At 31.3% G+C, this 13,843-nt stretch carries 12 protein-coding genes and 1 other RNA gene; all 13 read left to right on the forward strand.

Features of this window, described 5'->3' with window-relative positions:
- The first annotated feature begins 7 nt into the window (after positions 1-7).
- Positions 8-2,017 carry a sodium-translocating pyrophosphatase gene (locus KVH43_RS09980; protein WP_218282391.1) on the forward strand — a complete coding sequence of 670 codons (2,010 nt, stop codon included), beginning with the start codon at positions 8-10 and terminating at the stop codon, positions 2,015-2,017.
- Positions 2,018-2,068: 51 nt separating this feature from the next.
- On the forward strand, positions 2,069-2,392 hold the full coding sequence (locus KVH43_RS09985; RefSeq protein ID WP_255547736.1) for a DUF1294 domain-containing protein: 324 nt from the start codon (positions 2,069-2,071) through the stop codon (positions 2,390-2,392).
- A 104-nt stretch (positions 2,393-2,496) separates the two neighbouring features.
- On the forward strand, positions 2,497-4,614 hold the full coding sequence (gene rnr / locus KVH43_RS09990) for a ribonuclease R (protein WP_218282392.1): 2,118 nt from the start codon (positions 2,497-2,499) through the stop codon (positions 4,612-4,614).
- A 73-nt stretch (positions 4,615-4,687) separates the two neighbouring features.
- Positions 4,688-5,506, forward strand: a complete 819-nt coding sequence (locus KVH43_RS09995; RefSeq protein ID WP_218282393.1) for a Cof-type HAD-IIB family hydrolase — start codon at positions 4,688-4,690, stop codon at positions 5,504-5,506.
- Between the two features lie 98 nt (positions 5,507-5,604).
- On the forward strand, positions 5,605-6,072 hold the full coding sequence (gene smpB, locus KVH43_RS10000; protein ID WP_218282394.1) for an SsrA-binding protein SmpB: 468 nt from the start codon (positions 5,605-5,607) through the stop codon (positions 6,070-6,072).
- Between the two features lie 12 nt (positions 6,073-6,084).
- Positions 6,085-6,445: a transfer-messenger RNA gene (gene ssrA / locus KVH43_RS10005) on the forward strand.
- Between the two features lie 148 nt (positions 6,446-6,593).
- Positions 6,594-6,869, forward strand: a complete 276-nt coding sequence (gene yqfC, locus KVH43_RS10010) for a sporulation protein YqfC (RefSeq protein ID WP_218282395.1) — start codon at positions 6,594-6,596, stop codon at positions 6,867-6,869.
- A gap of 14 nt (positions 6,870-6,883) precedes the next feature.
- Entirely contained in the window at positions 6,884-8,077 is a 1,194-nt protein-coding gene (gene yqfD, locus KVH43_RS10015) for a sporulation protein YqfD (RefSeq protein WP_218282396.1), read from the forward strand.
- Positions 8,078-8,132: 55 nt separating this feature from the next.
- Positions 8,133-9,089: a PhoH family protein gene (locus tag KVH43_RS10020; RefSeq protein ID WP_338028381.1), complete on the forward strand. Its 957-nt coding sequence runs from the start codon at positions 8,133-8,135 to the stop codon at positions 9,087-9,089.
- A 41-nt stretch (positions 9,090-9,130) separates the two neighbouring features.
- Entirely contained in the window at positions 9,131-11,227 is a 2,097-nt protein-coding gene (locus tag KVH43_RS10025; protein ID WP_218282397.1) for an HD family phosphohydrolase, read from the forward strand.
- 9 nt (positions 11,228-11,236) lie between these two features.
- The gene (gene ybeY, locus KVH43_RS10030) at positions 11,237-11,683 is read left to right on the forward strand and encodes an rRNA maturation RNase YbeY (protein WP_420829654.1); all 447 of its coding nucleotides are present in this window, start codon (positions 11,237-11,239) and stop codon (positions 11,681-11,683) included.
- 12 nt (positions 11,684-11,695) lie between these two features.
- Entirely contained in the window at positions 11,696-12,394 is a 699-nt protein-coding gene (locus KVH43_RS10035) for a diacylglycerol kinase (protein WP_218282399.1), read from the forward strand.
- Between the two features lie 50 nt (positions 12,395-12,444).
- Entirely contained in the window at positions 12,445-13,761 is a 1,317-nt protein-coding gene (locus KVH43_RS10040; RefSeq protein WP_255547737.1) for a hemolysin family protein, read from the forward strand.
- Positions 13,762-13,843: the final 82 nt, after the last annotated feature.

A 13,843-nucleotide genomic window follows, 5' to 3' on the forward strand; every position in this document is an offset into this window, starting at 1 on the left:
ATGACAAATGAATTTTGAAATACTCGCACCTATTTTAGGTGTTGTTGCGTTAATTTTTGCTTATACACTTTCTGCAAAAATTAACAAAGTTGATGTAGGAACAGATAGAATGAAAGAAATCTCTACATATATTCATGAAGGAGCTATGGCTTTCTTAACAAGAGAGTATAAAATTTTGATTCCATTTGCAGTTATAATATGTATTGTAGTAGGCGTTAGTATTAGCTGGAAATCAGCAATATGTTTCATTATTGGAGCATTTTTCTCTGCTTTAGCAGGATTTTTTGGAATGCAAGTTGCAACAAAGGCAAATGTTAGAACAGCTAATGCGGCAAGAGAAAGTGGTATGAATAAAGCATTAAGCGTTGCTTTCAGCGGTGGAGCTGTTATGGGGATGGCTGTTGTTGGTTTGGGTATTTTGGGACTCGGTACATTATATTATATCTTTAAAGACCCTGAAATTATTACAGGATTTGGTTTAGGTGCATCATCTATTGCGTTATTTGGACGTGTTGGTGGTGGTATTTATACAAAGGCTGCTGACGTAGGTGCAGACCTTGTTGGTAAAGTAGAGGCAGGAATTCCAGAGGATGACCCAAGAAACCCGGCAGTTATTGCAGACAATGTTGGAGACAACGTTGGTGACGTTGCTGGTATGGGTGCAGACCTTTTTGAATCTTATGTTGGTTCTATTATTTCAGCAGTTACACTAGGGCTTGTAACAGTTGGTGCTGCAAATGGGGATTTATTCCCAACAGTTGATGCTGTAAACGGAGCGATATTCCCATTAGCTTTATCAGCATTAGGAATTATTGCATCTATTATTGGTACAATGTTTGTTAGAGGAGATGAAAATGTAAATCCTGCAGTAGCATTACATAGAGGTACTTATGTAGCTGGGGCAATCGTTATTATTGGAGCATTTTTCTTAAGTAAAAATCTTCTTGGTAACTTAAATGCGTTTTGGGCAATTGTTGCTGGTCTAGTTGTAGGAATGGCAATTGGTAAAATTACAGAAGTATATACTTCTAGTGAATATGCTTCTGTTAAAAAAATTGCACAGCAATCAGAAACTGGTCCTGCTACAACAATCATTAGTGGTTTAGCAGTAGGTATGTATTCAACTGCATGGCCATTATTACTTATTTCTGTTGGTATTTTAGTTGCACATAAATTTGCTGGATTATATGGTATTGCATTAGCAGCTGTAGGAATGTTATCTACAACAGGAATTACTGTAGCAGTAGATGCTTATGGTCCAATTGCAGACAACGCTGGTGGTATTGCTGAAATGTGTGAACTTCCAAGTGCTGTAAGAGAAATTACAGATAAATTAGATGCAGTTGGAAATACTACAGCAGCAATCGGTAAAGGATTTGCTATCGGTTCAGCTGCATTAACAGCATTAGCTTTATTTGCTTCTTATTCTAAAGTAGTCGGATTAAAAGCAATAGATATATTAGATCCTTTAGTAGTTATTGGTTTATTAATTGGTGGAATGCTTCCATTCTTATTCTCAGCTCTAACAATGGAATCAGTTGGTAAAGCTGCTTTCCAAATGATTGAAGAGGTAAGAAGACAATTCAAGGAAATTCCTGGAATTATGGAAGGTAAGGGAAAACCTGATTATGCTAGATGTGTAGACATCAGTACAGGAGCAGCTTTAAAAGAAATGCTTGTGCCAGGTATTATGGCAGTTGCTGCACCAATCGCAACAGGAATTATTCTTGGACCGGCAGCATTAGGTGGATTGCTTGCTGGAGCATTAGTTTCAGGAGTACTTATGGCGATCATGATGGCAAATGCTGGTGGTGCTTGGGATAATGCGAAAAAATATGTTGAAGAAGGACACCACGGTGGAAAAGGTAGTGAAGCACACAAGGCAGCAGTTGTTGGAGATACAGTAGGGGATCCATTTAAAGATACATCTGGTCCATCTATCAATATTTTAATCAAGCTTATGACAATTGTTGCAGTTGTTTTCGCACCATTATTCGTAAACGGTGGATTATTATAAGATGATTTAAAATACCATCTGTGATATAATACAGGTGGTATTTTTTTATATATGGAGGAAAAAATTAAAATGACAGTTGAAAATTTATGTAAATTACCAGTGTTTTATTTTTTATTATATTTAGGATTAATAAATTTATATGGATTGATAATCACAGCAGTTGACAAATATAAGGCGAAAAAAGAAAAGTGGAGAATACGAGAAAGGACTTTTTTTATAATTGCAATAATTGGTGGAGCAGCAGGGGTAATGATGGGAATGACAATGTTTCGTCATAAGACGCAACATAAAATTTTTTATATAGGGATACCTATTTTATATGTATGTAATATAATTTTTATTTTACTTTTAATATATTTTATATATGTAAAATAATGTGATTTATAGACTGTTCAGAATATGTGATGGTTTTAAAAAATATTATGATGGGTAAAATAAAGATAAGAATAATAGTGTCTACAATGATTGGAGGAATTATATTGGCTATTAAAGAAAAAATCCTTGAATTTATGAGAGAAAGTGCATATAATCCTATGCTAGACGTAGAACTTGCAAATGTATTTCAAATCGAACCACAACAAATGGGTGAATTTTATGCTGTGCTAGATGAAATGGAGAAAGCAGGACAAATTATTAAAACAAAAAAACATAGATATGCAGCACCTGAAAGGATGAATTTGATAGTAGGAAAATTACAACAGCATCAAAAAGGTTTTGGTTTTATTTTATCTGAGGTAGAAGGTTATGATGATGTTTTTATTGCGTCTACGGATATGAATGGTGCTATGCATAATGACCGTGTAATTGGCAGGATTACTAAAAAAGGTGGAGATGGTAAGCGGGCGGAAGGAGAAATCATTCGCATTTTAGAGCGTGCAAATACAGAAATCGTAGGAACGTTTGAAAGTAGTAAAAATTTTGGTTTTGTAGTTCCTGATGATGCTAGAATTAAAATGGATATATATATACCAAAGAGTGAGATCAATGGGGCAAAGGAAGGTTATAAGGTTGTTGCTCGTATTACAAAATGGCCTCAGCCTAGAAGAAATCCAGAAGGGAAAATTATAGAAGTTTTAGGACATAAAGATGATGTAGGAACCGATATAATATCTATTATGAAAAAATATAAGCTACCTGAAGGCTTTCCTAAAAAGGTGGAAGAAGAAGCGGCTAGAATTATAGAGGAAATCCCAATTGAAGAAATAAATAGAAGAATAGATTTAAGAGATAAAAAAATTGTAACTATTGATGGAAAAGATGCAAAGGATTTAGATGATGCAGTATCTGTAGAAATATTGCCAAATGGAAATTATCTTTTAGGAGTACATATAGCAGATGTTACCCATTATGTAAAGGAATATAGTAAATTGGATAAAGAAGCTTTTAAGAGAGGAACTAGTGTATATTTAGTAGATCGTGTTATTCCTATGCTTCCTAAAAAATTATCTAATGGCGTATGTAGTTTAAATCCAAAAGTAAATCGTTTGACTTTATCTGTAGATATGGAAATTGATAAAAAAGGCAAGGTAGTAAATCATAAAATTTATGAAAGCGTTATTAAAACTTGTGAGAGAATGACTTATACAGATGTATCGAATATTTTAGAAAATGGTGATGAAGAGCTTAAAAGTAGATATGCATATTTACTAGATGATTTTAAGAGAATGGAACAGCTTGCCAAAATACTTAGAAAGCGAAGAGAAGACAGAGGCAGCATAGATTTTGATTTTGATGAATCTAAGATTGTATTAGATGAACAGGGGATACCTATTGAAATAAAAAAAGCAGAAAGAAGAATCGCTAATAGAATCATAGAAGAATTTATGCTTATCTGTAATGAAACAGTAGCAGAACATTTCTATTGGGCTGATTTACCATTTGTTTATAGAATCCATGAAGATCCTGATATGGAGAAAATAGAAAGTTTCAATAAATTTATTCATAATTTTGGATATCATTTAAAAGGTGTAACTAATGATATTCATCCTCGTGCATTGCAGGATTTGCTTAAAAAGGTAGAAGGAAGAAAAGAAGAAAGAATCATTAATACAATTATGCTAAGATCTTTAAAAAAGGCTAGGTATTCACCTGAGAATTCAGGACATTTTGGATTGGCAGCACAAAATTATTGTCATTTTACATCTCCAATTAGAAGATATCCAGATTTACAGATTCATCGTATTATAAAAGAGTCTTTATCGGGAAATTTAACTGGAAAGAGAATAAAAAAATTAAAAGGAATAGTTGAAAAGGCAGCAGAACAATCTTCAGAAAAAGAAAGAATAGCTGTTGAAGCAGAAAGAGAGACTGAGGATTTGAAGAAAACGGAATATATGAGTCATCATATAGGAGAGGAATTTGAAGGGATTATAAGTAGTGTAGTGTCTTTTGGGATGTTTGTTGAGTTGGAAAATACTATCGAAGGATTAGTAAGAATTAGTTCTTTGGTAGATGATTACTATATTTATGATGAGGAAAATTATTGTTTTACTGGTGAGAGAACAAAGAAAACCTATAGAATTGGTGATGAAGTAAGGGTAAAGGTTATTAGGGCAGATATTTCTCAAAAGGAAATTGATTTTATGTTGATTCAATAGTAGAATAATGAGAAGATACTTTTATGTATCTTCTTTTTTCGAGAATTATTATAAGAAAGGCGGAAATTAAATCATGTACAAATTAGTAGTAAGTGATATGGATGGTACCTTGCTAAATAGTGAGAATGAAGTATCAGAGGGTAATAAAAGAGCATTTAAGGATTTATTAGATAATGATATTCATGTTGCTATTGCGACAGGAAGAATTTATACATCTGCAAGGGTATATGCAAAGCATTTAGGTATTGTTACTCCTGTAATTGCATGCAATGGTGCAATAGTTAGGAATTTAAAAAATGATGAAATTATATATGAAAGTCATATAGACAAAGAAGATTGTTTGAAGGTATTAGAAGTAGCAAAAAAATATGATGTGTATTTTCATTTTTATACTGCAAATACATTTTATACAGAAAGGTTAGCTCATAGTTCTTTAAAATATTCAGAATGGAATAAGACTTTAAAAGAGGAAGATAGAATTGATATTAGGATAATTGATAATGCATATAAGCATATTGAAAGAAGCAAGGAAAATATCTACAAAATACAAATGATTAGTGATGATCAAGCTTTATTAAGCAATGTAAGAAAAGAACTAGAAGCATTAGGGACAATCGAAATCTGCAAGTCATGGCATAACAATATTGAGATCATGAATAAAGGTGTTTCAAAAGGAAATGCTCTCCATCAACTAGCACAGTCTTTAGGAATCAAAAGAGAAGAGATAATATCCTTTGGAGATAATGAAAATGATATTAGTATGCTTACATATGCAGGACTTGGTGTAGCTATGGGAAATGCAGAAGAATTTGTAAAGAGCAGTGCAGATTATGTGACAGATACAAATGATAAAGATGGTGTTGCAAAGGCATTAAGAAAATTTGTTTTATAAATTTTGCTGGGTAGTAATAGATGCTTGACATGAAATTTGTTTCATGCTATGATATATATCTAGTACAGGTATAGATTACTTTAAAAGTGGGTGTTTGCATGGGACAAGGAAAAGTAGTTGCAAATAATAAAAAGGCGAGACATGACTATTTTATTGAAGAAACCTATGAGGCAGGGATTGTACTGACAGGAACAGAAGTAAAATCCATTCGAATGGGTAGAATCAATTTAAAGGATAGTTATGCTCGCGTAGAAAATGGTGAAGTATTTGTTTATAACATGCATATTAGTCCCTATGAAAAAGGAAATATATACAATGTTGAACCTGTAAGACCTAGGAAGCTATTACTGCATAAAAAAGAAATAACAAAATTAATAGGATATACAACACAAAAAGGGTTGACATTAGTACCTATAAAGGTTTATATCAATAGTAGAGGCTTAGTAAAGCTTGAGCTTGCAGTAGCAAAAGGGAAAAAGCTTTATGATAAGCGAAGTGATATAGCAAAAAAAGAAGCAAATCGCCGCATTCAAAAAGAAATACGTCAGCGACAAAAGTCTTATTAGACTTTTATATATGGGGGCGTACAGGTTTCGACGGGGGTTTGGAGTCAATAGTAGCGAGTGGAGGTTTTTCCTTGGGGTCCGCCTTAAAAAACTGGGGAATTAAATATAAACGCAAACGATAATTACGCTTTAGCAGCTTAATAAACAGCTGCTCGTTCTACCTAAGCTTCCCACGGTTTAGGATAGAACGTCATCAAGGTGGGGAACTGCTTTGGGGGTGTCTCGACCCAAAAGTGGATTAATTGAGACTGGTCTGATCAAAAGCCTGTCATTGGGCGTTTGTGAAGATGAGAATTTAAAACAATGACTGCACTCGGAGAAGCTGTTGATGAAGGACTTTCGGACAGGGGTTCGATTCCCCTCGCCTCCACCAATAAAAGAAAAGGAGCTGTTGGTTAATCAATTTAATGATTAACCAACAGCTTCTTTTTTATGTTTAGCGTGAAAGTATGTGTTATTGAAAATGAAGTAATACAGTATGGTTTAGACGCATAAACTTAATTGTAAAGGGGGAGTGTTTTATGAAAAGCAAAACAAAAGAAATAAAAGAAAGCTTATCTGAGCTATTAGAACTTCCCAAGGATATTATGTTAGATCTTCCTAGAATTACTTTGATTGGAAATTTACAACTGTATATAGAGAATCACAAAGGAATTATTGAGTATTCTAAGACTATAATAAGAGTGAATACAAAAAGTGGAGTTATTAGGGTAACAGGAAGAGAACTTTCAATAAAAACCATTATTACTGAAGAAATGATTATATGTGGTAAAGTTGAAAATGTTGAATTTATATAGTAGGGGGGATAATATTGCTTGTTGTAAAGCTATGGAACTTCTTCAGAGGATATGTTCTAATTAAAATAGAAGGCCTTTGTCTTGAAAAGTTCATAAATTATGCTATTGCAAGAGGGATATATCTTTGGGATATTGTTAGAATAGATTACACTACACTTGAGGCAAAGGTAAGCCTTAGAGGATATAAGGAGTTAAGACATATTGTAAAAAGAGCAGGTTGTAAAGTAAGAATTAGAGAAAAAATAGGGTATCCTTTTTTTATGCATAAAATTAAAGCAAGAAAAATGTTTACTATTGGATTTGTTGTCTCTATGTTTATTATCGTTCTTATGACATCTTTTATATGGAATGTTGAAATTAAAGGAAATGATAAGATACCGAAAGAAGCTATACAAAAATATTTGACGAAGCTTGGATTATATGAAGGTGTATTTAAATATAAATTAGATATATCTGATATTGAAAACAGTATGATGATAGAAATGAAAAATTTAGCGTGGGTAGGAATACAAATACAAGGGACAAAAGCAATTGTAGAAATTGTAGAAAATACAGATCCACCAGAAAATATACCTAAAAGTATTCCTTGCGATATTGTCGCCGCTAAAAAAGGAGTTGTTGAAAAATTTATTGCTAAGAATGGAGATGCACTGGTTGAAAAGGGAGACATAGTAGAAAAAGGACAAATATTAATAACAGGAGTCATTACAAGAGAGGGATTAGATACAAGGTATGTGCATGCATTGGGAGAGGTTTTTGCAAAAACATATTATGAAGAAAATGATGAAATGTCTTTGATAAAAATAAGAAAAATTAAAACAGGGAATAAGTTTACAAGAAGAATTATAAAAATTGGAAATAATCAAATTATATTAAGTTTAGGAGAAATACCTTATAATAATGTTATAATTGAGAAAAAGAATAAAAGTCTTCCAGAGTGGAGGAATATTAAAGTTCCTGTCGAAATTATAATAGAAGAATATTATGAAGCTATGGATCAGAAGGATGCGATAGATAAAAATACTGCTAAAAAAGCATTAAGGGAAAATATGATGGTAAACATTATGAAAAAGATGCCCAAAAATATCAAGATTTTAAATAAGCATATAAAATTTATTGAAGAAAAGAATAAAATTAAGGCAAAACTTATTATTGAAGCATTAGAGCAAATTGGAAGACAACAAAGAATACAGACAATCATTAAGTAAGGAGGACTATTGCTTGGAACAAAAATTAACAGAAAAAAGAATAAGCATGAATGAAATGGATTACACCAAAGAATTATTTGGTAATTTTGATACAAATATTAAAATTATCGAAAAGACATTCAACGTAGATGTTGTATCTAGACAAGGTGAAATTGTTATTATAGGAAATTCTAAAGAAGCTGATATGACTAAAAAGCTTATTAACAGACTTATTAAAGCACTAGAAGCAGGGGAAATATTAGATAGCCAAAAAATTAATTACTATATTACGCTTTTTAAAGAAGGAAAAGAAAATGAAATCGAAGGGTTATTAGATGATATTATTTGTATAAGTGCTAGGGGAAAGCAAATAAAGCCCAAAACATTAGGACAAAAAAAATATGCTGAAAGTATAAAAAGGAATGATGTAGTCTTTGGTATTGGACCTGCTGGAACAGGAAAGACTTATTTGGCAATGGCAATGGCGGTAAGTGCTTTCAAAAATAAAGAGGTAAGCAAAATTATTCTTACAAGACCTGCTGTTGAAGCTGGGGAAAGCTTAGGCTTTTTACCAGGAGATTTACAAGAAAAGGTAGATCCTTATTTAAGACCTCTTTATGATGCTTTATATGATATATTAGGTGGTGAAACTTTCTTAAAATATAAAGAAAGGGGAATGATAGAAGTAGCACCTCTTGCATACATGAGGGGGAGAACATTAAACGATTGCTTTATTATTTTAGATGAAGCACAAAACACTACAAAAGAACAGATGAAAATGTTTTTGACAAGATTAGGTGTAGGATCAAAAGCTGTTATAACTGGAGATATTACACAAATAGACTTGCCAAAAGGAAAAGCTTCTGGTCTGAAACAGGCAGTAGAAATATTATCTGATGTGGTAGGTATAGGCTTTATCTTTTTAAATGAAAATGATGTAGTAAGACATGCATTAGTACAAAGAATAATTAAAGCATATGATAAATATGAAAAAAAGAAAGAAACAGCAATTAAGAGCAAAGAGAAACGATAGCTAAAGGCTATTCCTATTGGATAAACTAGGAGGAAATATATATGACTTTTTTTAAGAATGTCATGAATAAAATGAATGAAACGGTTCTTTTAAAATTTTTTCAAAAAAAAGTTGTAAATAAGATTATGTTAGCAAGTATTTTTTTTCTTTTGATTTTTTTTAGTATGATTACTAGTCTTGCACCTCAAAAATATGAATTGCAAGTAGGACAAAAAGCACCTGCTGATTTGAGGGCTCCTCGAGATATTGAAAATAAAATAGCGACTGATAGATTAATTGAAAAAGCTATGGAAGCTGTTGAGCCAAGAGAAAAAGTTGATCCGATGATTCAGATCGATATAAATAAAAAAATTGAAAAATTCTTTGAAAATGCTTATGAAGTTCGCAATATGTCAGAGACTACAAATGAAGAAAAATTATCCTTGTTAAAAGAAAAAAATGATATTAATTTAAATGATGAAGAACTTAGATTGGTACTTTTAGCTCCTGAAAAGCAGCTAAAAGGAATTGAAAGTTATATATATGAAATTATTACACGTGTTATGTCTACAGGGATTAAAAAAGAAGAAATCGAAGAAGAAAAAACAAATATAGAAAATTATTTTAAAGGGCTTAAAGATTTTTCAAAGGAAATTCGATTATTAGGAAGAAAAATAGTAAATTCATCTATACAGCCAAATCGATTTTTAGATGTAGAAAGAACTCAACAAAAGAAGGAAGAGGTAAAACAAAGCATTGAAAAGGTTATTGTTAAAAAAGGAAATATTATTGTAAATGAAGGAGAAATCATCACAGAAGAACAATTCCAGCTCTTAAAGGATGCAGGAATGACAAAACAAAATGGCAAAAAGGATTTTTCATTGCATTTTGGAGTGATGATTATAGTTCTAATAACACAAGGATTATTGATTGGGTATATGTATGTATTTCATAAAGAAATGCTTTCATCTGTATCGAAGCTTTATCTAATCTTTATCATATTTTTATCGGTTTACTTAGCTTCTAAAACAACATACATTATTTCTCCATACATTGCACCGATAGCAGGAGCTGCAATGCTTATAGGGATTTTAATTGATACAAGATTAGCCATAGCAGTTAATTTAGTAATGACAATTCTTCTTACATTAAGCAGTGGTAATGATATGGATTTTTTTGTTACTGCATTAGTAGGGGGAACAGTAGGTGCTTTTGGTGTTACACATACTCATCAAAGGTCAAATATATTTTTATCAGGGCTAATGGTTAGCTTTAGTAATATGATGATAATTATTGGACTAGGACTTATGAATCACTATGAACTGTCAAAGATTGTTTCTAATGCTTCTTATGGAATAGTAAATGGAATATTTTGTGCTATTCTGACTATAGGATCACTACCATTATGGGAATCTGCTTTTCAGATTTTAACACCTCTGAGGTTATTAGAATTATCTAATCCTAATCAGCCAGTTTTAAAAAAATTATTGGTTGAGGCACCAGGGACTTATCATCACTGCATAATTGTTGGGAACTTGAGTGAAGCAGCAGCAGATGCGATAGGGGCAAATGGATTATTGGCAAGAGTAAGTGCATATTATCATGATATTGGAAAATTAAAGAGACCTTATTTATTTAAGGAAAATCAATTGACAAGTGATAATCCTCATGACAAGCTTACTGCTAGTTTAAGTGCAATGATTATAACAAGTCATGTAAAAGATGGAAAAGAAATAGCAAAACAGTATAAACTGCCTCAAGAAATTATTGATGTTATCGAACAGCATCATGGAAATACATTAGTCAAATATTTTTATCATAAAGCTATGAATGAAGATAGTGTTGAAGAAATAAAAGAGGAAGATTATAGATATAAAGGAAGAAGACCACAGTCTAAAGAAGCTGCTATTGTTATGTTAGCTGATTCAGTAGAAGCAGCTGTAAGAAGTATGCCGGGACCTAATAATGAAAAGATCAAACATTTAATTGATAAGATAGTAGAGGACAAGCTTAGCGATGGTCAATTAGATGAATGTGATATTACTTTAAGAGATTTGGAAAAAATTAAGACATCTTTTCAAACTGTTTTGATGGGAATTTTCCATGAACGTATAGAGTATCCAGAAATTAACACTAAAAAGGTTGAGGTGACAGAATAAATGGAGATAATGATTGATAATAGACAAAAGATAGTATCATATGATCAAGAAATTGAAACATTAATACGAAAAGCTGTTGATTTGTGTTTGGAAAAAGAGGGAATAAGTAAGGAGATAGAGGTGAGTATATCTTTTGTAGATAATGAAGAAATTCATATATTAAATAGAGATTTTAGGGGAGTAGATCGGCCTACAGATGTTTTATCATTTCCTCAATATGTAAATATTAAAGAAATAGAAGAACCAATTTGTATTGGAGATATTGTTATTTCTTTAGAAAGAGCAAAAGAGCAAGCTGATGAGTATGGGCATAGCTTTGAGAGAGAAGTATTATTTTTAACAGTGCATAGTATGTTTCATCTCTTTGGATATGATCATGATACAGAAGAAAATAGAAAGATTATGAGAAAAAAAGAAGAAGAGGTATTAGAAGAAATGGGTATACTAAGAGAATAAGTGAGGTACTTTATGCGAGTAAGAAAATTAATAGATAGTTTCAACTATGCTATTGATGGGATTATTTATACCATTAAGACTCAGCGAAATATGAGAATTCATTTTGCTATGGCTATTATAGTATTGTTTTTAAGTTTGTTTTTTAATCTATCAAAGCTTGAAATAATTATTTTATTTTTTACTATATCATTAGTAATTATTGCAGAAATGATTAATACATCTATTGAAGCAGCCATAGATTTGGTTACAAAAGAGTATCATGAATTAGCAAAAATTGCAAAAAATGTGGCAGCAGGAGCAGTGTTTATATCTGCTTTAAACAGTATTATAGTTGCTTATATGATTTTTTTTGATAAATTCAACTTTGTTACCGAGCTGGTTATTCAAAAAGTGAGAAGGATGCCAGTTCATACTACATTTATTAGTTTATTTATTGTAAGTTTAATAGTTGTTAGTATAAAAGCATATATAGGGGAAGGAACTCCTCTAAGAGGTGGAATGCCTAGTGGACATACAGCTATTGCCTTTTCAATTTTAACTTCTATTGCTTTTATATCTGAAAATACATTGGCTATTTCGTTATGTCTTCTGTTAGCTATTTTAGTTGCTCAAAGTAGAATCGAAGCAGGAATTCATGATATTTTTCAGGTTTTAGTTGGTGCAATTTTGGGTATATTTATTACTGTATTTATTTTTCAAGTGATTTATTAGGGGAGTATATCAATACATCCCCTTAATAAACCATATTGGGAGGAATTATTTTGTTTACATATAATGAAGGCATCAAGCTTACCTTTCTCATTATATTGCTTATTTTATCAGGGTTGTTTTCAAGTGCTGAAACAGCATTTACTTCAATGAATATCATTAAAATAAAACAGCTTAAAAATAAGGGAAACAAAGATGTAGAGATTTTAGAAAGATTGATAAACAAAATTCCCAAAATGCTAGCTACAATTTTAATTGGAAATAATATTGTTAATATTGCTGCAACAGCGATTGCTACAGAACTTATAATGAAAATTATTTCTGGAAAAAATGCTACTGTATTTGCTACTGTTGTGATGACTTTATTAATATTGATTTTTGGGGAAATCACACCTAAAACTTATTCTTCTCAGTATCCTGAAAAAGTAGCTATGAAGCTAGGAAGAGGATTGGAGATATTATCTTTTATTTTTTATCCAATTTTAAAAATCCTAACAGCTATTACAAATTTTATTATGAGGCTATTTGGAGTCGATATAAAAAAAACAAAAGCATTAGTCTCTGAAGAAGAAATAAAGACATTAGTAGATGTAGGTGAGGAAGCAGGGATTATTGAACGAGATGAAAGGGAAATGATTAATAGTATATTTGAAATAGGAGATATTGAAGTTACACAAGTAATGGTGCCAAGAATTGATATGGTTTATCTTGAAGAAGAAGCTACTCTTGAAGAAACATTGAATGTAGTCATGAAATATGGCTATTCAAGAATTCCTGTTATAAAGGATACAATAGATAATGTTGTTGGTATTTTATACGCAAAAGATTTATTGATATATTCAAAAAAAAATGCGTCTGAATTTGATATTATTAAATTAATAAGAAGTGCATATTATGTGCCTGAAAGTAAAAAGGTTAGTGATCTATTAAAAGAAATGCAAAAAGAAAAGATCCATATGGCGATTATTTTAGATGAATATGGTGGGACATTAGGATTAGTTACTATAGAAGATATTCTAGAAGAAATTGTTGGAGATATATTAGATGAGTATGACAATGAAATAGAATTTATAGAGCATTTAGGAGAAAATTCATTAATTGTAAATGCTAAAGCATCTATCGAAGAAATCAATGATATACTTAAAATAGACCTTTCTGAAGAGGAATATGAATCTATCGGAGGATTTGTATTTAATTTACTAGGCAGAGTTCCTGTTAAGGGAGATGAGATTGAATTAGGGGATATAAAAATTAAGGTTTTAAATGTACAAAATAGAAGAATAAAGCAATTAGAAATCAAAAAAACTGATGAAGATAAGCTTTGTATCAAAAAAGGGGAGCCGAAAAATGAAGGGAAAAGAACTTATTGAAATTATTTTACTGGAACCTTAGAACAATTTAAAAACAGAGTAGAAGAAGCACATAAAAATGACAATAAAAAATATTATGATG

This window comes from Crassaminicella indica (assembly GCF_019203185.1).
Taxonomy (GTDB): Bacteria; Bacillota; Clostridia; order Peptostreptococcales; family Thermotaleaceae; genus Crassaminicella; species Crassaminicella indica.

Bases quoted from the DNA above. Each gene is read 5' to 3' on its own strand.
- KVH43_RS09980 (WP_218282391.1), top strand. From the start codon at position 8: ATGAATTTTGAAATACTCGCACCTATTTTAGGTGTTGTTGCGTTAATT.
- KVH43_RS09985 (WP_255547736.1), top strand. From the start codon at position 2,069: ATGGAGGAAAAAATTAAAATGACAGTTGAAAATTTATGTAAATTACCA.
- KVH43_RS09995 (WP_218282393.1), top strand. From the start codon at position 4,688: ATGTACAAATTAGTAGTAAGTGATATGGATGGTACCTTGCTAAATAGT.
- smpB (WP_218282394.1), top strand. From the start codon at position 5,605: ATGGGACAAGGAAAAGTAGTTGCAAATAATAAAAAGGCGAGACATGAC.
- yqfC (WP_218282395.1), top strand. From the start codon at position 6,594: ATGAAAAGCAAAACAAAAGAAATAAAAGAAAGCTTATCTGAGCTATTA.
- KVH43_RS10020 (WP_338028381.1), top strand. From the start codon at position 8,133: ATGGATTACACCAAAGAATTATTTGGTAATTTTGATACAAATATTAAA.
- KVH43_RS10025 (WP_218282397.1), top strand. From the start codon at position 9,131: ATGACTTTTTTTAAGAATGTCATGAATAAAATGAATGAAACGGTTCTT.
- ybeY (WP_420829654.1), top strand. From the start codon at position 11,237: ATGATTGATAATAGACAAAAGATAGTATCATATGATCAAGAAATTGAA.
- KVH43_RS10035 (WP_218282399.1), top strand. From the start codon at position 11,696: ATGCGAGTAAGAAAATTAATAGATAGTTTCAACTATGCTATTGATGGG.